At 59.9% G+C, this 18,182-nt stretch carries 20 protein-coding genes and 1 pseudogene; 9 read left to right on the top strand and 12 right to left on the bottom strand.

Annotation, left to right across the window (positions count from 1 at the left end; translation table 11 throughout):
• The first annotated feature begins 8 nt into the window (after positions 1 to 8).
• On the top strand, positions 9 to 977 hold the full coding sequence (gene secF, locus CYR52_RS19005) for a protein translocase subunit SecF (protein WP_072926552.1): 969 nt from the start codon (positions 9 to 11) through the stop codon (positions 975 to 977).
• A 64-nt stretch (positions 978 to 1,041) separates the two neighbouring features.
• On the opposite strand, the gene CYR52_RS19000 is transcribed toward secF, so the two are convergent.
• Positions 1,042 to 1,656, bottom strand: coding sequence for a SadB/YajI family lipoprotein (locus CYR52_RS19000; RefSeq protein ID WP_072926913.1), 615 nt, complete (start codon positions 1,654 to 1,656; stop codon positions 1,042 to 1,044).
• 197 nt (positions 1,657 to 1,853) lie between these two features.
• Here CYR52_RS19000 and nrdR point away from each other — a divergent pair, with 197 nt between their 5' ends.
• The 6 genes from nrdR to pgpA all read left to right on the top strand — a co-directional run bounded on the left by nrdR (position 1,854) and on the right by pgpA (position 6,134).
• Positions 1,854 to 2,303, top strand: a complete 450-nt coding sequence (gene nrdR, locus CYR52_RS18995; RefSeq protein WP_072926550.1) for a transcriptional regulator NrdR — start codon at positions 1,854 to 1,856, stop codon at positions 2,301 to 2,303.
• An 8-nt stretch (positions 2,304 to 2,311) separates the two neighbouring features.
• A complete protein-coding gene (gene ribD, locus CYR52_RS18990; protein ID WP_101829203.1) occupies positions 2,312 to 3,460 on the top strand; it encodes a bifunctional diaminohydroxyphosphoribosylaminopyrimidine deaminase/5-amino-6-(5-phosphoribosylamino)uracil reductase RibD in 1,149 nt (382 codons plus the stop codon).
• Positions 3,461 to 3,602: 142 nt separating this feature from the next.
• Entirely contained in the window at positions 3,603 to 4,073 is a 471-nt protein-coding gene (ribH, locus tag CYR52_RS18985) for a 6,7-dimethyl-8-ribityllumazine synthase (RefSeq protein WP_072926545.1), read from the top strand.
• A 20-nt stretch (positions 4,074 to 4,093) separates the two neighbouring features.
• Positions 4,094 to 4,510 (top strand): transcription antitermination factor NusB, encoded by a 417-nt coding sequence (gene nusB, locus CYR52_RS18980; RefSeq protein WP_072926543.1) that lies wholly within the window; start codon positions 4,094 to 4,096, stop codon positions 4,508 to 4,510.
• A gap of 92 nt (positions 4,511 to 4,602) precedes the next feature.
• Entirely contained in the window at positions 4,603 to 5,580 is a 978-nt protein-coding gene (thiL, locus tag CYR52_RS18975; protein ID WP_101829202.1) for a thiamine-phosphate kinase, read from the top strand.
• Between the two features lie 68 nt (positions 5,581 to 5,648).
• Positions 5,649 to 6,134, top strand: a complete 486-nt coding sequence (pgpA, locus tag CYR52_RS18970; RefSeq protein WP_072926911.1) for a phosphatidylglycerophosphatase A — start codon at positions 5,649 to 5,651, stop codon at positions 6,132 to 6,134.
• Positions 6,135 to 6,205: 71 nt separating this feature from the next.
• On the opposite strand, the gene CYR52_RS18965 is transcribed toward pgpA, so the two are convergent.
• From CYR52_RS18965 to xseB, 4 genes are all read right to left on the bottom strand, one after another.
• Positions 6,206 to 7,180: an aldo/keto reductase gene (locus CYR52_RS18965; protein WP_101829201.1), complete on the bottom strand. Its 975-nt coding sequence runs from the start codon at positions 7,178 to 7,180 to the stop codon at positions 6,206 to 6,208.
• Between the two features lie 131 nt (positions 7,181 to 7,311).
• Positions 7,312 to 9,174: a 1-deoxy-D-xylulose-5-phosphate synthase gene (dxs, locus tag CYR52_RS18960; protein ID WP_072926537.1), complete on the bottom strand. Its 1,863-nt coding sequence runs from the start codon at positions 9,172 to 9,174 to the stop codon at positions 7,312 to 7,314.
• Positions 9,175 to 9,207: 33 nt separating this feature from the next.
• Positions 9,208 to 10,110, bottom strand: a complete 903-nt coding sequence (gene ispA / locus CYR52_RS18955) for a (2E,6E)-farnesyl diphosphate synthase (RefSeq protein WP_420912798.1) — start codon at positions 10,108 to 10,110, stop codon at positions 9,208 to 9,210.
• A gap of 32 nt (positions 10,111 to 10,142) precedes the next feature.
• Positions 10,143 to 10,391: an exodeoxyribonuclease VII small subunit gene (xseB, locus tag CYR52_RS18950; protein WP_072926533.1), complete on the bottom strand. Its 249-nt coding sequence runs from the start codon at positions 10,389 to 10,391 to the stop codon at positions 10,143 to 10,145.
• Positions 10,392 to 10,654: 263 nt separating this feature from the next.
• Here xseB and thiI point away from each other — a divergent pair, with 263 nt between their 5' ends.
• Positions 10,655 to 12,103, top strand: a complete 1,449-nt coding sequence (thiI, locus tag CYR52_RS18945) for a tRNA uracil 4-sulfurtransferase ThiI (protein WP_101829199.1) — start codon at positions 10,655 to 10,657, stop codon at positions 12,101 to 12,103.
• A gap of 69 nt (positions 12,104 to 12,172) precedes the next feature.
• Here the strand turns inward: thiI and yajL are convergent, their stop codons facing one another.
• Complete coding sequence (gene yajL / locus CYR52_RS18940; RefSeq protein WP_072926529.1) at positions 12,173 to 12,787, bottom strand: protein deglycase YajL; 615 nt, start codon at positions 12,785 to 12,787, stop codon at positions 12,173 to 12,175.
• The gene (gene panE / locus CYR52_RS18935; RefSeq protein WP_101829198.1) at positions 12,750 to 13,661 is read right to left on the bottom strand and encodes a 2-dehydropantoate 2-reductase; all 912 of its coding nucleotides are present in this window, start codon (positions 13,659 to 13,661) and stop codon (positions 12,750 to 12,752) included. The genes yajL and panE overlap by 38 nt, the downstream gene beginning before the upstream one ends.
• Before the next feature lie 215 nt (positions 13,662 to 13,876).
• Here panE and CYR52_RS18925 point away from each other — a divergent pair, with 215 nt between their 5' ends.
• A complete protein-coding gene (locus CYR52_RS18925; protein ID WP_101815624.1) occupies positions 13,877 to 14,368 on the top strand; it encodes a YajQ family cyclic di-GMP-binding protein in 492 nt (163 codons plus the stop codon).
• A gap of 64 nt (positions 14,369 to 14,432) precedes the next feature.
• Here CYR52_RS18925 and CYR52_RS18920 read toward each other — a convergent pair whose 3' ends face one another.
• From CYR52_RS18920 to CYR52_RS18900, 5 genes and pseudogenes are all read right to left on the bottom strand, one after another.
• Positions 14,433 to 15,800 (bottom strand): MFS transporter, encoded by a 1,368-nt coding sequence (locus CYR52_RS18920; protein WP_072926522.1) that lies wholly within the window; start codon positions 15,798 to 15,800, stop codon positions 14,433 to 14,435.
• Between the two features lie 217 nt (positions 15,801 to 16,017).
• Positions 16,018 to 16,905, bottom strand: coding sequence for a heme o synthase (gene cyoE, locus CYR52_RS18915; protein WP_072926520.1), 888 nt, complete (start codon positions 16,903 to 16,905; stop codon positions 16,018 to 16,020).
• 16 nt (positions 16,906 to 16,921) lie between these two features.
• Positions 16,922 to 17,254 carry a cytochrome o ubiquinol oxidase subunit IV gene (locus tag CYR52_RS18910; RefSeq protein WP_072926518.1) on the bottom strand — a complete coding sequence of 111 codons (333 nt, stop codon included), beginning with the start codon at positions 17,252 to 17,254 and terminating at the stop codon, positions 16,922 to 16,924.
• Positions 17,254 to 17,868 carry a cytochrome o ubiquinol oxidase subunit III gene (locus CYR52_RS18905; RefSeq protein WP_072926516.1) on the bottom strand — a complete coding sequence of 205 codons (615 nt, stop codon included), beginning with the start codon at positions 17,866 to 17,868 and terminating at the stop codon, positions 17,254 to 17,256. The genes CYR52_RS18910 and CYR52_RS18905 overlap by 1 nt, the downstream gene beginning before the upstream one ends.
• Positions 17,858 to 18,182, bottom strand: a pseudogene (locus CYR52_RS18900) (cytochrome o ubiquinol oxidase subunit I); the annotation flags it as partial. The pseudogene CYR52_RS18900 and the gene CYR52_RS18905, both read right to left, overlap by 11 nt.

The following is an 18,182-nucleotide window of genomic DNA, read 5'->3' as shown; positions in this document are numbered from 1 at the left end:
AGTGCGTTGTGGCACAACAATATACTGTTGAACAACTGAATTACGGCCGTAAAGTCTATGACTTTATGCGCTGGGACAACGTGGCGTTCTGTATCTCCGGCCTGCTGCTGCTTGCGTCGGTGATTATTATGGGCGTGCGCGGGTTCAACTGGGGCCTGGACTTCACCGGCGGCACCGTGATTGAGATCAGTCTCAGCCAGCCGGCCAACCTGGACACGATGCGTGAAACCCTGGAGAAAGCAGGCTTTGCTGAACCGGTGGTACAGAACTTCGGCAGCAGCCGTGACGTGATCGTGCGTATGCCGCCGGTCAGCGGCAATGCCGGGCAGGAACTGGGCAACAAGGTGATCTCGCTGGTAAACAGCCAGATCGACAAGAGTGCGTCGGTCAAGCGCATCGAGTTCGTCGGCCCGAGCGTGGGCAACGACCTGGCGCAGGCCGGCGGCATGGCGCTGCTGGTGGCGCTGATCTCCATCCTGATTTATGTCGGCTTCCGCTTTGAGTGGCGGCTGGCGCTGGGTGCCGTGTTGGCGCTGGCGCACGACGTGATTATCACGATGGGGATCCTGTCCCTGTTCCACATTGAGATCGACCTGACCATCATCGCCTCGCTGATGTCGGTTATCGGTTACTCACTGAACGACAGCATCGTGGTCTCTGACCGTATCCGTGAGAATTTCCGCAAGATCCGCCGCGGCAATGCTTACGAAATTACCAACGTGTCACTGACCCAGACCCTGAGCCGTACCATCATGACCTCCGCCACCACGCTGGTGGTGGTACTGATGCTCTACATCTTCGGCGGCGCACTGCTGGAGGGCTTCTCCCTGACCATGTTGATCGGGGTGTCGATCGGTACGGTGTCCTCAATCTATGTGGCCTCGGCGCTGGCGCTGAAGCTTGGCATGAAGCGTGAGCACATGCTGCAACAGAAAGTTGAGAAAGAAGGGGCCGATCAGCCGACTATCCTGCGCTGATCCTCTCCCGGCACACAGTAAAAACCCCGCATTGCGGGGTTTTTTTTATGGGCAAACGGCAACGTTAGGGGGCGGGCGGCGTGGCCTCAGGGGCCGCAGCCTCAGGCGTGGCCGTGGGGGAAGAGGCCGTCGGCGTGACATCCCGCAGGCGGATAAAGCCCAGCTGCTCCGGTGCCTGGCCGCTGAAACGCAGCTCAAGGGTCTGTTCCGTTTTCGGCAGCAGGGAAGGGCTTACCGTCACCGGCTGGGAGAGCATATCCACCAGCAGCGGTTTGCCGGTCGTGGGGTCAAGCTGGCCCCAGTCCACCGTGGCCGTAAACGCCGGCAGAGAGGTGCCGGAGAGCGCGCGGATATGCAATAACGCCTGCGTGCCGCTGGCCTCCGGGGCCACATGGCTCAGGGAGACACTGAGCTCACCCACGGCGCTTTTCAGCGCCGCCGGGTTGTTGGCTGCCGGCAGCACATAGACCCCGTTAGTGGAGTTGCGGTTCAGCTGGCTCTGCTGTTCCAGCGCGGTGGCTTCGTCAGTCAGCGCCTGGAGCTTCTGGTTAAGCTGAACCACCTCGGATTTGAGTTTCGGCACCTGTGGGTTTTGGGCACATGCGCTCAGCAGCACCGCGGAGGCCAGCAGGGCGATGCGGCATAGCGGGCGGGCGCGCACAGGGTAACTGGTTGTCATCATGGTAATTTCCTTTTCCAGATTCACTCTCTAAAGCGTAGCCTTCCCGGCGTGGAAAGTCATGCGAATCCCTGACGCCGCAGCCGTTTGCCGCCGTAAACATTCATCCTTCCTATAACAAATGGGCATCAGCCTTTGTAGTCCGCAGAGTTCGCGGTAAACTGGTCGCCAGTCAGAAATGATAATCAGGAAGTTCCATGCACTGTCCATTTTGTGCCGCCGTTGATACGAAAGTGATCGATTCACGTCTGGTGGGTGATGGCTCCCAGGTGCGCCGCCGTCGCCAGTGTCTGGTTTGCAGCGAACGGTTTACCACCTTTGAAGTGGCTGAGCTGGTGATGCCGCGGGTGATTAAAAGTAACGATGTGCGTGAACCCTTCAATGAGGACAAACTGCGCAGCGGTATGCTGAAGGCGCTGGAGAAGCGCCCGGTCAGTTCCGATGACGTAGAGATGGCCATCAGCCACCTGAAATCCCAGCTGCGCGCCACCGGCGAGCGCGAAGTCCCGGCTAAAATGGTCGGTGGCCTGGTGATGGATGCGTTAAAGCGGCTGGATAAAGTGGCCTATATCCGTTTTGCCTCGGTCTACCGCAGTTTTGAAGATGTCCGCGAATTTGGCGAAGAGATCGCCCGCCTGCAAGATTAAGGAAGCCTATGCAGCACGATGAATTTTACATGGCGCGGGCGTTTGAGCTGGCACGTCTGGGGCGTTTTACCACCACCCCGAACCCTAATGTAGGCTGTGTTCTCGTGCGCGACGGCGAGATCGTCGGCGAAGGCTACCATCTGCGCGCCGGGGAGCCGCACGCGGAAGTACACGCCCTGCGCATGGCCGGTGACAAGGCGCGCGGGGCCACCGCCTATGTGACGCTCGAGCCGTGCAGCCATCACGGCCGTACGCCGCCCTGTTGCGACGCGCTGATCGCCGCGGGTGTCAGCCGGGTCGTGGCCGCGATGCAGGACCCAAACCCCGAGGTGGCCGGGCGCGGCCTCTACCGGCTGAAACAGGCCGGCATTGAGGTGCGCCATAATGTCATGCTGGAGGAGGCCGAAGCGGTGAACCGCGGCTTCCTGAAACGGATGCGTACCGGCTTCCCCTATCTGCAACTGAAAATGGGTGCCTCGCTGGATGGCCGCACCGCGATGGCGTCAGGGGAGAGCCAGTGGATCACCTCCCCGGAAGCCCGGCGTGATGTGCAACGTTTCCGCGCAGAGAGTTCCGCCATTCTCAGCAGCAGCGCCACTGTGCTGGCCGATGACCCATCGCTGACTGTGCGCTGGGATGAACTCGACAGCGCGCTCCGTGAGCGTTACCCCTCGCCGCAGGCCGCCCAGTTGTCAGCTGCCCATCCGGCGGATGCCGCCTCATTGCGCCAGCCGTTGCGGGTGATTCTCGACAGCCAGAACCGTGTGACGCCCCAGCACCGCCTGATCGCCCAGCCGGGGCAGACCCTGCTGGCCCGTTTGCAGGCTGACGCGCACGCCTGGCCCGACAATGTGGAACAGTGGGCAGTGCCGGAACGCGACGGGCGTGTTGATTTGGTGGTGATGATGATGTTGCTGGCGAAACGCCAGGTGAATTCAGTGTGGGTCGAGGCCGGGGCCGGGCTGGCCGGGGCGCTGTTACAGGCTGGTCTGGTGGATGAGCTGATTGTGTATCTCGCCCCTAAACTGCTGGGTGACAGCGCGCGCGGCCTGTGTGCGCTGCCGGGGCTGTCCGCACTGGCAGAGGCCCCACAGTTCGCCTTCAGCGAGGTGCGGCAGGTCGGCCCGGACCTGCGGCTGCGGCTGAAACCGGTGTGACATCCTGGCCGTAGCTGCGCCAAACCACCGGGAAGAAATCGTTTGCCCGGCATGTGAAGTAAAAACCGCATGCGCAGGCAAGGAAAGAGTGTGATAGAATCCGCCCCCCTGCGGGGTATTGAACCCAAATTAAGGAAAGCGTATGAACGTTATCGAAGGTGTTGTTGCGACTCCTGACGCACGTGTGGCGATTGCAATTGCTCGTTTTAATAATTTCATCAATGACAGTCTGCTGGAAGGCGCCATTGATGCCCTGAAGCGCATCGGTCAGGTTTCTGAAGACAATATCACCATCGTTTGGGTTCCGGGCGCCTATGAGCTGCCGCTGGCTGCCCGTACCCTGGCCAATACCCAGCGCTATGACGCCATTATCGCGCTCGGCACCGTGATCCGCGGGGGCACCGCCCATTTCGAATATGTTGCCGGTGAATGCAGTTCCGGTCTGGCAAGCGTTGCCATGACCAGCGAAATTCCAGTGACCTTTGGCGTGCTGACCACCGAAAGCATCGAACAAGCCATCGAACGCGCTGGAACCAAAGCGGGTAACAAAGGGGCAGAAGCCGCCCTGACCGCACTTGAAATGATCAATGTCATCAAGGCCATTAAGGCCTGAATTTAGTTAAGGGGATTTCCGTGAAACCTGCAGCCCGCCGCCGCGCCCGTGAATGTGCCGTCCAGGCGCTTTACTCCTGGCAAGTGTCTAAAAATGACATTGCCGACGTTGAATTACAGTTCCTGGCTGAGCAAGATGTCAAAGATGTCGACATTGCCTATTTCCGCGAGCTGTTGTCCGGCGTGGCAGTCAATGCGGCCAGCCTGGATGCCCTGATGGCACCTGTGTTGTCCCGCCAGCTCGAAGAGCTGGGCCAGGTGGAGCGCGCGGTACTGCGTATTGCGCTGTTCGAGCTGAGCAAGCGTGAAGACGTCCCCTACAAAGTGGCCATCAACGAAGCCATCGAACTGGCGAAAACCTTCGGTGCAGAAGACAGCCACAAATTCGTCAACGGCGTGCTGGACAAAGTCGCCCCGACAGTGCGTAAAAAACGCTGATTGCGGCCCGCAGGTTTCCTGCGTTGTAAGCTGAACGCCATGAAGGCCGGTTATCCGGCCTTTCTTATTTATCTCACGCGTTGGAATTGACTATGGCTTGCGGTGAATTTGACGTGATTGCCCGTTATTTTGACCGGTATAAACACAGTCGCCGGGATGTGCAGCTTGGCATCGGCGACGATTGTGCCTTGCTGACGGTAGCGGAGAAACAGGTACTGGCGATCAGTACCGATACGCTGGTCGAAGGCACGCACTTCCTGCCCAGTATTGACCCGGCTGACCTGGCGTACAAAGCGCTGGCGGTGAACGTCAGCGATCTGGCGGCCATGGGGGCAGACCCGGCCTGGCTGTCACTGGCGCTGACGCTGCCGGGCGTGGATGAGCCGTGGCTCGCCGCGTTCAGCGACAGCCTGTTCGACCAGCTCAACTACTACGGGATGCAGCTGATCGGCGGCGATACCACCCGCGGCAGCCTGAGCCTGACCCTGACAGTGCACGGCCTGGTGCCGGCCGGACGCGCCCTGACGCGCAGCGGCGCGCGCGTCGGCGACTGGATCTATGTCAGCGGCACTTTGGGCGACAGCGCCGCCGGGCTGGCACTGCTGCAAAACCGCCTCACGGTCACCGACGACGCCGATCGCCGGGCGCTGCTGGCGCGCCATCTGCGGCCTCAGCCGCGGGTGCTGCATGGGCAGGCGCTGCGCGATCTCGCCAATGCGGCCATCGATATTTCCGACGGGTTGATATCAGACCTCGGGCATATCCTCAAGGCCAGCGCCTGCGGCGCACGCATTGACCTGGACGCCATCCCTTATTCGGATGCCATGCGCCGCCAGGTTGACCCGGAGCAGGCGCTGAAGTGGGCGCTGACCGGCGGCGAGGATTACGAGCTCTGCTTCACCGTGCCGGAAATCAACCGCGGCGCGCTGGATGTGGCGCTTCACCATGCCGGTGCCCCCTTTACCTGTATTGGCCAGCTGGCACCGCAGTCCGAAGGCATCCAGTACCTGCGCGGCAACCAGCCGGTTGAACTGGGCTGGCAGGGTTTCGATCATTTTATGGACCAATAGTCATGGCAAAACCAAGGAAACCGTCGTTACAGGCGACGGAGCAGGCGTTGGATAACGCCATTGACCAGATGAACGCGGCGAAAAAACGGCTGCGGATGCGCAACCCGTGGCACCTGCTGGCGACCGGGTTCGGCAGCGGCCTGTTCCCCTGGGGGCCGGGGACGGCCGGGTCGGTGGCGGCCATCCCGTGCTGGATGCTGCTAACCTATTTGCCGTGGCAGGTCTATTCGATGGTGGTGATGTTCAGCATCTGCATCGGTGTCTATCTCTGCCACCAGACGGCGAAAGACATGGGCGTGCACGATCACGGCAGCATTGTCTGGGATGAGTTTGTCGGCATGTGGATCACCCTGATGGCAATCCCGGTGCGGAGCTGGCAGTGGGTGCTGGCCGGTTTTGTGGTGTTCCGGATTTTCGACATCTGGAAACCCTGGCCAATCCGCTGGTTCGACCGCAATATCCACGGCGGTATGGGCATCATGATAGATGATGTGATCGCCGGGGTGGTTTCTGCGCTGGTCATCTACCTGATTGGCCACCACTGGCCGTTCTGACCGGTAAAAAAGAGAAAACGGGCGCCCAGGTGCCCGTTTTTTTATGGTGCTTTCAGGACAGGACGCCGCCGTTATTTAAAGCCGGTCACGGCGTGCGGCTGGTAGGCGCGCTCCAGTTGAGCGATCTCTTCCGCCGTCAGCGTCAGATCCAGCGCGGCGACGGCATCCTCCAGATGGCCCGGCCGTGACGCCCCGATAATCGGTGCCGTGACCACCGGTTTCGCCAGCAGCCAGGCCAGCGCCACCTGGGCGCGCGGCACGCCGCGCGTTTCCGCAATCGCCGCCACCTGCGCGGCAACCTCCGCATCTGCTGTTTCGGTGGCGGCGTAAAGGCTTTTGCCATACTCATCCGTTTCGGAGCGGGCAGTGGTTTCGCCCCACGGGCGGGTCAGGCGGCCGCGCGCCAGTGGGCTCCAGGGCAGCACCGCGATGCCTTCCTCCGCGCACAGCGGGTGCATCTCCTTCTCCTCTTCGCGTTGCAGCAAATTATACTGGTCCTGCATCGAGACAAACCGTGCCCAGCCCTGCTGGCGGGAAAGGTCCAGCGCCTGCCGGAACTGGGCCGCGTGCATCGACGACGCGCCGATAAAGCGCACTTTGCCGGCCTTCACCACCTCATCCAGCGCCGCCAGCGTCTCTTCAATCGGCGTGTCGTAGTCCCAGCGGTGGATCTGCAACAGGTCAATGTAGTCGGTGCCGAGGCGCACCAGGCTGTCATCCACCGATTGCAGGATCGCCGCGCGCGACAGGCCGCCCTTCAGGTTACTGAGCGGGAAAAAGACTTTGGTCGCCAGGACAACCTCATCGCGCCGGGCGAAATCACGCAGCGCCCGGCCCACAATCTCCTCACTGCTGCCGTCGGAGTAGCTGTTGGCGGTATCAAAGAAGGTGATGCCCGCCTCAATGGCCTGCTTCAGCAGCGGGCGGCTCTGCGCTTCCGGCAGCGTCCAGGGGTGGTTGCCGCGCGACGGCTCCCCGTAGGTCATGCAGCCGAGGCACAGGCGTGACACCTGCAAGCCGGTGTTGCCGAGTGTGGTGTATTTCATGGCGATCTCCCTGAGAATAAACGCGTAATGCGAATGCTTAACGGTAGCCGGGAATCATGGGGATGGCGAGGGCAGAAGGAAAAAGAAGGGGAGGAGAAGCCGGGGCGCAGGGCGCGCCCCGGTCAGGCCGGTCAGGCCAGCCAGTCAGTGATGCGGCGCTCAATCCCGGCTGCGTCAAGGCCGTAATCTGCCCGCACCTCTTCCTGGGTGCCCTGCGGGATAAACTCATCCGGCAGGCCGAGCGTCAGCACCGGCACCAGGCAACGTTTTGCCATCAGCAGTTCAATCACGCCGCTGCCGGCCCCGCCCATGATGGCGTTTTCTTCCAGCGTCACCAGCACTTCGTGGCTGGCGGCCATCTCCAGCACCAACGCCTCATCCAGCGGCTTGACGAAACGCATGTCCACCAGCGTGGCATTCAGCGCCTCAGCGGCTTTCTGCGCTTCCGGCAACAGGGTACCGAAGTTGAGGATCGCCACTTTTTCGCCTTCACGGCGCACCACGCCTTTGCCAATCGGCAACATCGCCAGCGGCTCACAGGTCGCCCCAGTGCCGTTGCCGCGAGGGTAACGCACCGCCACCGGCCCGTCAGCATAGTGGTAACCGGTATGCAGCATCTGGCGGCATTCGTTCTCATCGCTCGGCGTCATGATCACCATGTTCGGGATGCAGCGCAGGAAGGAGAGATCAAACGCGCCCTGGTGGGTCTGGCCGTCAGCGCCGACAATGCCGCCGCGGTCAATGGCGAACAGCACCGGCAGTTTCTGGATCGCCACATCGTGGATAACCTGGTCATAGGCGCGTTGCAGGAAGGTGGAGTAGATCGCCACCACCGGCTTGTAGCCGCCGATTGCCAGCCCGGCCGCGAAGGTCACGGCATGTTGCTCCGCAATCGCCACGTCAAAGTATTGCGCCGGATATTCGCGGGAGAAGGCCACCATGCCGGAGCCTTCACGCATCGCCGGGGTGATCGCCATCAGTTTGCTGTCCTGCGCTGCCGTTTCGCACAGCCAGTCCCCAAAGATTTTGGAGTAGGTCGGCTGGCCGCCCGCGCTTTTCGGCAGGGTACCGGTAGCCGGGTCAAATTTCGGCACCGCGTGCCAGCTGATCGGGTCATTTTCCGCCGGGGCATAGCCTTTGCCCTTTTTGGTCATGATGTGCAGCAACTGCGGGCCTTTCAGGCCGCGCATATTTTTCAGCGTCTGCGCCAGCGCCTGCACGTCATGCCCATCCACCGGGCCGATGTAGTTGAAGCCCAGCTCCTCGAACAGCGTGCCCGGCACCACCATGCCTTTCAGGTGCTCCTCGGTGCGGCGCATCAGCTCTTTGATCGGCGGCAGGCCGGAGAGCACTTTTTTGCTGCCTTCGCGCAGGCGCGAGTAGAGCTTGCCGGAGAGCAACTGGGCCAGGTGGTTGTTCAGCGCGCCGACGTTTTCGGAGATCGACATCTCATTGTCGTTCAGGATAACCAGCATGTCGGAGTTGATGTCGCCCGCATGGTTCATCGCCTCAAACGCCATACCGGCGGTGATCGCCCCGTCACCAATCACGCAGACGGTGCGGCGGCCTTTGCCTTCACGCTCCGCCGCCACGGCCATGCCCAGCCCGGCGCTGATGGAGGTCGACGAGTGGCCGACGCACAATACGTCATACTCGCTCTCATCCCGCCACGGGAAGGGGTGCAGGCCGCCTTTCTGGCGGATGGTGTTGATGCGGTCACGGCGGCCGGTCAGGATCTTATGGGGATAAGCCTGGTGGCCGACATCCCACACCAGGTGGTCAAACGGCGTGTTATAGACGTAGTGCAGCGCCACCGTAAGTTCTACGGTACCGAGCCCCGAGGCGAAATGGCCGCTGGACTGGCTGACGCTGTCTAAAAGGTACTGACGAAGCTCATCGCACAGCTTGGGTAAACTTTCTTTGGGCAGCAGGCGCAACTCTTCAGGAGTGTGCACCATAGCCAATGTCGGGTAATTAGCGAGATTAAGACTCATCAGATACTCGTATCAGAGGGTTTACGATACTCATCAGTTATCGCGTTCAATAATAAAACTGGCCAGCGCCTGCAGCGGGGCGGTGTTATACGATTCGGCCGCCAGCGGGGCCAGGGCGGCCAGGGCATCCTGATACAGGTCCCAGGCTTTGGTCTGGGCCTGTTCCAGCCCCAGCAGGGCAGGGTAGGTACTTTTGCCCAGTTGCTGATCGGCGCCCTGGCGTTTGCCGATTTTATCGGTGTCGCCAATCACATCCAGAATATCGTCCTGCACCTGGAAGGCGAGGCCGATAGACTGGGCATAGCGGTCAAGCAGCGGCAGTGCACGGCGGCCGGGTTCACCGGCGGCATACGCACCCAGCCGCACGGCAGCCCGGATCAGGGCGCCGGTTTTGTGGCGGTGGATCTGCTCCAGGGCGGCGAGGTCAACCTGCCGGCCTTCGGCGGCCAGATCCAGCGCCTGCCCGCCGGCCATGCCGGCCGCCCCGCTGGCGGTCGCCAGTTCAGAGAGCATACTTAATCTATCATGGATAGCCACGCCCGGCATCGGCGCATCGGCCAGAATGGAAAATGCCAGGGTTTGCAGCGCATCACCGGCCAGAATGGCGCAGGCCTCACCAAATTTAATATGGCAGGTGGGCTGGCCGCGGCGCAGGTCATCATCATCCATCGCCGGCAGGTCATCATGGATCAGGGAATAGGCGTGGATGGACTCCACCGCGGCGGCGGGGGCGTCCAGGGCGTCAGCCGTCAGGCCAAACATTTCGCCGGTCGCGTACACCAGGTAGGGGCGCAGGCGTTTGCCGCCCAGCAGCGCGCCGTGGCGCATCGCGTCCACCAGTTGCGGGTCGGGGCTGTGGCGCGCGGCAATGTAGCCGTTCAGCGCCTGATCAATGCGTTGCTGACACGCCTGAAGGCGCGCAGGAAAATCGGTCACAGCCGCCTGTGATTCGTCATGGGCCATAAAAATTACTCAGCGTCCGGGGTAAAAGGGGCCAGCGGGGCGTCAGGATCGTTGTCGTTCTCCAGCAGGATCTGTACCCGCTGTTCAGCCTGTTGCAGGGTTTGCTGCCCCTGACGTGCCAGTTGCACGCCGCGTTCAAATTCATTCAGCGCCTCTTCCAGCGGCAAATCACCAGACTCAAGACGGGTAACAATCTGCTCCAGCTCACCGAGGGCGGCTTCAAAATTGGCGGGTGGTACGGCTTTTTTTGGCATAGTTCTCTTTTACTGTCATCAGTTGGGCGGCGCGGCCGGTGGCATCACACCGCGCTCAGCGCAGGGCGCAGGCATGGGCGGTATTCGTCGCATAAAGTGCATGGTTTTTTTGCGCGCAGCGTATCCCGTAATGATGATATACTGCGCGGCTTGAACAGTAGGGGTACGGCTGCGGGATCGCCCGCCATGACTCACTTTCTGATTTTAGATCGTTATTCACACATTGACGACCTACTCATTCACACCTTAAATGAAAGACCGCCATGAAGTTTATCATTAAATTGTTCCCGGAAATCACCATCAAGAGTCAATCAGTGCGTTTGCGCTTTATTAAGATTCTTGCCAGCAACATCCGCAACGTGCTGAAGGACCTGGATGAGACACTGGCGGTGGTGCGCCACTGGGATAATATCGAAGTCCGCAGCAAAGATGAAAGCAAGCGTGAACTCCTCTGTGACGCCCTGACCCGTATTCCGGGGATCCACCACGTGCTGGAGGTGGAGGAGCGTGAGTATACCGATCTGCATAACATCTTTGAGCAGACGCTGGAGGCCTACCGGGCTGAGCTGGAAAGGAAAACCTTTTGTGTGCGCGTAAAGCGCCGCGGCAAGCACGAGTTTACCTCCGGCGACGTGGAGCGTTATGTCGGCGGCGGCCTGAACCAGCATATCGACTCCGCGCGCGTGAACCTGACGCAGCCGGACGTTACCGTGAAGCTGGAAGTCAATGATGACAAGCTGGTGCTGATCAAAGCGCGCCACACCGGCCTGGCCGGTTACCCGATCGGCACGCAGGAAGATGTGATGTCACTGATTTCCGGCGGGTTTGACTCCGGCGTCTCCAGTTATATGCTGATGCGCCGCGGCTGCCGCGTCCACTACTGTTTCTTCAACCTCGGCGGCGCAGCCCATGAGATTGGCGTGAAGCAGGTGGCGCACTACCTGTGGAGCCGCTTCGGCAGCTCGCACCGCGTGCGCTTTGTGGCGATCGACTTCGAGCCGGTGGTGGGTGAGATCCTGGAGAAAGTGGATGACGGCCAGATGGGCGTGGTGCTGAAACGCATGATGGTGCGCGCGGCCTCCCAGGTGGCGGAGCGCTATGGCGTGCAGGCGCTGGTCACCGGCGAGGCATTGGGCCAGGTCTCCAGCCAGACGCTGACCAACCTGCGGTTGATCGACAACGCCACTGATACCCTGATCCTGCGCCCGCTGATTGCCCATGATAAAGAGCACATCATCAAGATTGCGCGTGAAATCGGCACTGAAGATTTTGCCAAGACCATGCCGGAGTATTGCGGCGTGATCTCCAAAAGCCCGACGGTGAAAGCGGTGAAAGGCAAAATCGAGGCGGAAGAGGCGCTGTTTAACTTCGAGATCCTCGACCGGGTAGTGAGTGAGGCGAAAAACGTGGATATCCGCGAAATCGCTGAACAGACCCAGGAGCAGGTGGTTGAGGTGGAAACCGTGGCGGCCTTCGCGGCAACCGACGTGCTGCTGGACATCCGTTCACCGGATGAGCAGGATGACCGCCCGCTGGCGGTGCGTGACGTCGAGGTGAAACCGCTGCCGTTCTACAAACTCAGCACCCAATTCGGCGACCTCGACCAGAGCAAAACCTATCTGCTCTACTGTGAGCGCGGGGTAATGAGCCGCCTGCAGGCGCTCTACCTGCGTGAACAGGGCTTTGGTAACGTGAAAGTCTACCGCCCGTAACCTTCAGGGCTGAAAAAAACCGGGTGTCCGCAAGGCACCCGGTTTTTTTATGGCGTTGTATTCTGTTGGTCAGGCGTTGTTCTGTGCGGGCAGGTGATCCTGATAATCATAAATGCCCGGCGCCAGCACCAGTTGCGCCGCCACTTCCGCCGCTTTGGCTTTGCCCAGCAGCAGGTCAATCAGCTTCAGCGCAAAGTCCATCGAGGTGCCCGGCCCCTGGCTGGTCAGCAGATTGACGCGCGGATCGTACACCACGCGTTTGTCCATCCACTTCTCGGGGCTGATTTTGTCTTTCAGCGCCGGGAAGCCGGTCATGTTAGCGATCGGGAAAAGCTGGTGGTGCTCCAGCACCAGCGCCGGGGCGGCACAAATCGCTGCCACCAGTTTGCCGCTGGTGTGCATCTGCCGGACTTTTTCCACCAGCAGCGGGCTGTCGCGGAAACACTCTGCGCCGGGGCCGCCGCCGGGCAGCACAATGGCGTCATGCGGGTCATCCGCGACGGCCACCAGCGTGGTGTCGGCCAGCAGGCGCACCCCGCGGGAACAGGTGATGTCGCGCGCGCCGTCCCCGGCGACGCTGGCGGTGGTCACCGTGGCACCGGCCCGCACCAGCAGATCGATCACCGTGACGGCTTCAGTCTCTTCGCTACCAGGTGCCAGGCAGACCAGAACGGTTACGCTCATACTCATTTTCCTTCTGTTTAATCTGTTCAAATAACCGGGCATTCTCCGGCAACTGCAGCCCGTGGCTGCGGGCGCGCCGCAGCAGGTAACCGGTAATGTAGTCGATCTCGGTGTGGCGCTGGGCGCGTACGTCCTGCAACATGGAAGAGTGGTTGGCGGCGGTGCGCTCAATCACATCATAGACATACGCCAGCAGGGAGTCGGGGGAGGTGTGGAACCCCTCAATCTCCATCACCTGCGCCGCTTCCCGGCAGAGGCGTTCGATCTGCTCCGGGTAGGCAGTGAGTTCGCCATTGGTGCAGCCATAAAGGGCGGTGAGCGGGTTGATCACACAGTTGACCGCCAGCTTTTTCCAGTTGGCCGCCGCGATAACATCGTGCCAGGCAACGTCCGGCAGCGCGTGATGCAGCATTTCCGCCAGGTGGCTCATTTCCCGCCCGCGGGGGGAGGAGGGGCCGATGTGGGTGATACCGCCGGCCACATGCAGAATGGCGCGGCCATCCCGCCGGGCGGCATGGGTGGTGACCCCCTGCAAAATCGGCTGGTTGTTGGCGGGCAGCTCATCCTGCGTGCCCATGCCGTTATGCAGCAGCAACAGGGTGCAGTCCGGGTGAAGCCTCGGCAGCAGCGGGATCAGCGCACCGGAAACCTGCCACGCCTTCAGCGTCACCAGCAACAGCTCGCTCTGCGCCAGATGCTCCGGGTCATTGGTGGGTAAGGTATGGTTGTAAGCGGTGCCGTGTTCATCAATGACATTGACCGAGCAGAAAGGCTGGGGTACCCGCAGCCAGCCCTGGACATCATGCCCCTGCCGGTGAAGCGCAGAAAGCCAGACCTGCCCAAGCGCGCCGCAACCCAGCACTGTAATTTTCATGTTTCCTCCCTTGGCCGTGAGCGGCAAACCGTGCCCCTTTTTCCGGCAGGGCCGCCTGTCCCAGATGCGCATATCCGCAGAGTATAGACTTTCCTGCCCCCGGCGCGGGCAGTATGCCGCCTGCCGCGCCGCCATGCCAGAGGGCAGGCACGATTTTGCATCCGGCGGGGAAGCGGTTATCATGCTCGCCATGTCGGGTTAAGGGAGAAATGACAATGCCATCTTTCGATATTGTGTCTGAAATTGATATGCAGGAAGTCCGCAACGCGGTGGAGAATGCCAGCCGTGAGCTGACCAACCGCTGGGATTTCCGTAATGTGCCGGCCAGCTTCGAGCTGAACGAAAAAAACGAGTCCATCAAAGTCGCCAGCGAGTCTGACTTCCAGGTCAACCAGCTGATTGATATTCTGCGTGAAAAACTGAGCAAACGCGGGATTGAGGGCGGCGCGCTGGAGATCCCCGAGCAGATGGATCACAGCGGCAAAACCTACAGCGTGGAGGCCAAATTGCACTCCGGGATTGAAGCGGCGCTGGCGAAAAAGATCGTGAAACTGATCAAAGACAGCAAGCTGAAAGTCCAGGTGCAGGTGCAGGGTGAAGAAGTGCGGGTCACCGGCAAGGCGCGTGATGATTTGCAGAGTGTGATGCAACTGGTGCGCGGCTCCGATTTAGGCCAGCCGTTCCAGTTTAAGAATTTCCGCGACTGACCGTGATACGTCAGCCATAAAAAGAGCCGCAGTTGCGGCTCTTTTTTTATGGGCACGCGGTGGGTCAGGCCACCCCGACCAGCTGTTCCAGCGTCTGCCGGTTGGTAATTTTGCTGTCGATTTTAATGTAGGCACTGCGCTCCTCCGGCACCACCACCACATCAGCCACACCCGGCTGGCTGCGCAGCCGTGACGCCAGCGCGGCATCCTGCACCGCCTGCTCTGACAGGGTGATGCGCAGGCTGCTGACATACGGCGGCTCCTGCATGGTGGCGCTGACCAGGAACCACACCAGGGCAATGGCCGCACAGGCGATAAACACCGCGCCGGCCCCGGCCAGGCCGAAGACCCAGCCGCCCAGGCTGCCGCCGATCGCCACGCCGATGAACTGGCTGGTGGAATACACGCCCATTGCCGTGCCTTTGTAGCCCGCCGGGGATTCTTTGCTGATCAATGACGGCAGAATCGCTTCCATCAGGTTAAACGCCAGGAAGAACAGCTGGATACCGGCGATAATCACCCACAGGTGGCGGCCGCCGGCTGACCAGAGCACCAGTTCTGCCAGCAGCAGCACCGCCACACAGCTCATAAAGACCTGCTTCATGCGGCGCTTTTTCTCGGCATAAATAATGAAAGGGATCACCGCGACAAAGGAGGTCAGCATGGTGACCAGGTAAACTTTCCAGTGGTCGCTGGGCGGGAAACCAGCCTGTTCCATCACCCGCGGCAGCACCACAAAGCTGGACATCAGCAGGATATGCAGGCACATGATGCCGAAGTTAAGCTTCAGTAACTTGCTGTTGCCCAGCACCTTAGTGAAGCTGCCTTTGACCATGCTGGATTCACGGTTAAGCACATGGCGGGAGGCGTTCGGCACCACCGCCAGCGTAATCACAATGCCGCACAGCGCCAGCAGGGCAATCATCCAGAACAGGGCATGGAGGCCGAGCGCATGGGTAATGATCGGCCCCAGCACCATGGCAATCGCAAAGGTAATGCCGAAACTGATGCCGATAAACGCCATCGCCTTGGTGCGGTTCTGCTCACGCGTCAGGTCAGAAAGCAGCGCCATGACGGCGGCGGCAATCGCCCCGGAGCCCTGCAGGGCACGGCCGAGGATCACGCCCCAGATGGAGTCCGTCACGGCGGCAATCACGCTGCCGAAAGCAAAAATGGCCAGGCCAAAGACGATCAGCGGTTTACGGCCGATGCGATCTGAGAGCAGGCCGAACGGGATCTGGAAAATCGCCTGGGCCAGCCCGTAAATGCCGATCGCGATGCCGATCAGCGCTTCGCTGGCACCGGAGAGCGCCATGCCGTAAGTCGTCAGCACCGGCAGCACCATAAACATGCCGAGCATCCGTAAAGAGAATACTGTCCCTAATCCCCATGTCGCCCGGCTTTCCTGCGGGGTCATTTGGTTATCTTTCATTACCACCTCAAAATGACAAACTGCGCCATTGTAGTGTTGTTAAGGCATTGCGGTAAATCGCCGGATGTTTAGCAGATATTACCGTCAGGCTGCGGCTGCGGCCGCCGGAGCGGGCAGGCAAAAAAACAGATGAACAGGTGCGGGAAGGGCAGGGGAGGGGGCAAAAAAAAGTGAAGTGCCGGAGCACTTCACTTGATACGTTGCGCGACGGCGCGGGTTACCAGACGTAAGTCAGCAGGGTGCCGGATGCCGGGACATTGAAGTCAACGGACATCATGACGCTCAGCGAGGTAATCGCCACGATAGAGAAGACGAACAGTTTGCGCGCCCAGACTTTATCGTTGGAGGTTTTATACCCACGCAGGGCCATGCCCAGCCACCAGACGCTGACCGCTGCCGCGACCACCAGGTATTTATACCCGGCATAGCCACCCAGCGAGAGCATCACGGTTGCCACCATAAACGCCAGGATATAGAGCGTAATATGGTTCTTCGCGACCGAGATGCCTTTCACCACCGGCAGAACCGGGATGTTGGCCGCCTGATAATCCTTGAACCGGAAAATCGCGATCGCGTAAGAGTGAGGCATCTGCCAGAGGCTGAAAATCAACAGCAAAATCAGCGCCCCGGCATCAAACTCGTTGCTTACCGCGCAGTAACCAATCACCGGCGGCGCTGCGCCGGAGAGGCTGCCAATCAGCGTGCCGTAAACAGAGTTACGCTTCATGTAGAGGCTGTACACCCCGACATAAATGATGAACCCTGCCAGAGCCAGCCACATGGACAGCGCATTGGCTGCGAAATAGAGCAACGCGCCGCCGGCAATACCCAACAAGGTCGCATACACCAGGCTGATTTTCGGCTGAATAAGGCCCTTCACCAGGACCCGGTTCTTCGTTCTCTCCATTTTCTTGTCGATGTCGCGGTCAATGTAGTTGTTAAATACACAGCCCGAAGCGACAACCAACGAGACGCCCACCAGCGTAGCGAGGAAGAGGGGGTAATCAATGTTCCCTTTGGAAGCAAGGAGGAACCCCCCGACGACAGAAATTAAATTACCGAAAATAATTCCTGGTTTTGTTACTTGCAGGTATTGCTTAATCATCGTGCAGCTCGGCTCTTTAACTGACCATCATATTGAGGTTGAGGTTGTACAAAATCCAGAGTGAGCCCACAACGACGATAAGAATGATCATAACGGTGAACAGGAACGCCACCAGGTTCCAGCGCTCTTCCGACGACGTATTCATGTGCAGGAAGTACACCAGGTGCACCACAATCTGAATCACAGCCATCGCGACAACGGTGCCGATGATGGTGGCGTGAGAGGCAGTGCCGTTCATCACCATCCAGAACGGAATGATCGTCAGGATGACAGAGAGGACGAACCCAATCAGGTAGCTTTTTACGCTGCCGTGGCTGGCGCCGCCATGCCCTGTAGAAGAATGACTCATTACATGGCCCCCATCAGATAAACTACGGTGAATACACAGATCCAGACCACGTCCAGGAAGTGCCAGAACAGGCTCAGGCACATCAGGCGGGTTCTGTTCACGGACGTCAGGCCACGGTTTTTCACCTGAATCATCATGACGATGATCCAGATAAGGCCGGTGGTCACGTGCAGACCGTGGGTACCTACCAGCGTAAAGAACGCAGAGAGGAAGGCACTGCGGCCCGGCCCGAAGCCTTCAGCAATCAGGTGATGGAATTCATAGATTTCCATGCAGATGAAGCCGAGGCCGAACAGGAAGGTCAGGAACAACCAGGCATTAACACCGCTTTTGTTACCCTTGTTCATCGCCAGCATGGCCATGCCGTAGGTAATACTACTGAACAGCAGGCAGAAGGTTTCTACCAGAACGAACGGCAGCTCAAAGATGTCTTTACCGGAGGGACCGCCCGCGGTCCCATTTACCAGTACTGCGTAAGTGGCGAACAAGCTCGCAAACAGTACGCAGTCGCTCATCAGGTAGATCCAGAAGCCAAAGACTTTGGTCTCACCTGCATCGTGGTGCCCATGCTCCGCATGGGCTACGTTGTGGTTAGTCAGAGTATCAGTTGACATGTTTCACGCCTGCTTTGCTGATTTGTTCAAAATGTTGGTTCTCAATACGCTCGATTTCGGCAACCGGCACATAGTAGTCAACATCCTCGTCGAAGCTCTTCGCGATCCAGGCCACAATCATCACCAGGAAGCCAACAATCGCCAACCACCAGATGTCCCAGATTGCTGCGAAACCGAAGATCAGGCTGCCGAAGGCAATCACGATACCCATACCGGAGTTTTTCGGCATGTGGATCTCTTCATACTTCGCCGGCTTCTTATACGCTTCGCCTTTTTCTTTCATGTCCCAGAATGCGTCACGGTCGTGCACTTCC

The organism is Chimaeribacter arupi, assembly GCF_002858805.1.
GTDB classification, from domain to species: domain Bacteria; phylum Pseudomonadota; class Gammaproteobacteria; order Enterobacterales; family Enterobacteriaceae; genus Chimaeribacter; species Chimaeribacter arupi.
This window is presented reverse-complemented; position numbering and strand designations above follow the sequence as displayed.

Bases quoted from the DNA above. Each gene is read 5' to 3' on its own strand.
- panE (WP_101829198.1), bottom strand. From the start codon at position 13,661: ATGAAAATTACAGTGCTGGGTTGCGGCGCGCTTGGGCAGGTCTGGCTT.
- CYR52_RS18910 (WP_072926518.1), bottom strand. From the start codon at position 17,254: ATGAGTCATTCTTCTACAGGGCATGGCGGCGCCAGCCACGGCAGCGTA.
- CYR52_RS18920 (WP_072926522.1), bottom strand. From the start codon at position 15,800: ATGAAAGATAACCAAATGACCCCGCAGGAAAGCCGGGCGACATGGGGA.
- dxs (WP_072926537.1), bottom strand. From the start codon at position 9,174: ATGAGTCTTAATCTCGCTAATTACCCGACATTGGCTATGGTGCACACT.
- ribD (WP_101829203.1), top strand. From the start codon at position 2,312: ATGCAGCACGATGAATTTTACATGGCGCGGGCGTTTGAGCTGGCACGT.
- cyoE (WP_072926520.1), bottom strand. From the start codon at position 16,905: ATGATTAAGCAATACCTGCAAGTAACAAAACCAGGAATTATTTTCGGT.
- CYR52_RS18925 (WP_101815624.1), top strand. From the start codon at position 13,877: ATGCCATCTTTCGATATTGTGTCTGAAATTGATATGCAGGAAGTCCGC.
- ribH (WP_072926545.1), top strand. From the start codon at position 3,603: ATGAACGTTATCGAAGGTGTTGTTGCGACTCCTGACGCACGTGTGGCG.
- nrdR (WP_072926550.1), top strand. From the start codon at position 1,854: ATGCACTGTCCATTTTGTGCCGCCGTTGATACGAAAGTGATCGATTCA.
- CYR52_RS19000 (WP_072926913.1), bottom strand. From the start codon at position 1,656: ATGACAACCAGTTACCCTGTGCGCGCCCGCCCGCTATGCCGCATCGCC.
- CYR52_RS18905 (WP_072926516.1), bottom strand. From the start codon at position 17,868: ATGTCAACTGATACTCTGACTAACCACAACGTAGCCCATGCGGAGCAT.
- thiL (WP_101829202.1), top strand. From the start codon at position 4,603: ATGGCTTGCGGTGAATTTGACGTGATTGCCCGTTATTTTGACCGGTAT.
- CYR52_RS18965 (WP_101829201.1), bottom strand. From the start codon at position 7,180: ATGAAATACACCACACTCGGCAACACCGGCTTGCAGGTGTCACGCCTG.
- pgpA (WP_072926911.1), top strand. From the start codon at position 5,649: ATGAACGCGGCGAAAAAACGGCTGCGGATGCGCAACCCGTGGCACCTG.
- xseB (WP_072926533.1), bottom strand. From the start codon at position 10,391: ATGCCAAAAAAAGCCGTACCACCCGCCAATTTTGAAGCCGCCCTCGGT.
- yajL (WP_072926529.1), bottom strand. From the start codon at position 12,787: ATGAGCGTAACCGTTCTGGTCTGCCTGGCACCTGGTAGCGAAGAGACT.
- thiI (WP_101829199.1), top strand. From the start codon at position 10,655: ATGAAGTTTATCATTAAATTGTTCCCGGAAATCACCATCAAGAGTCAA.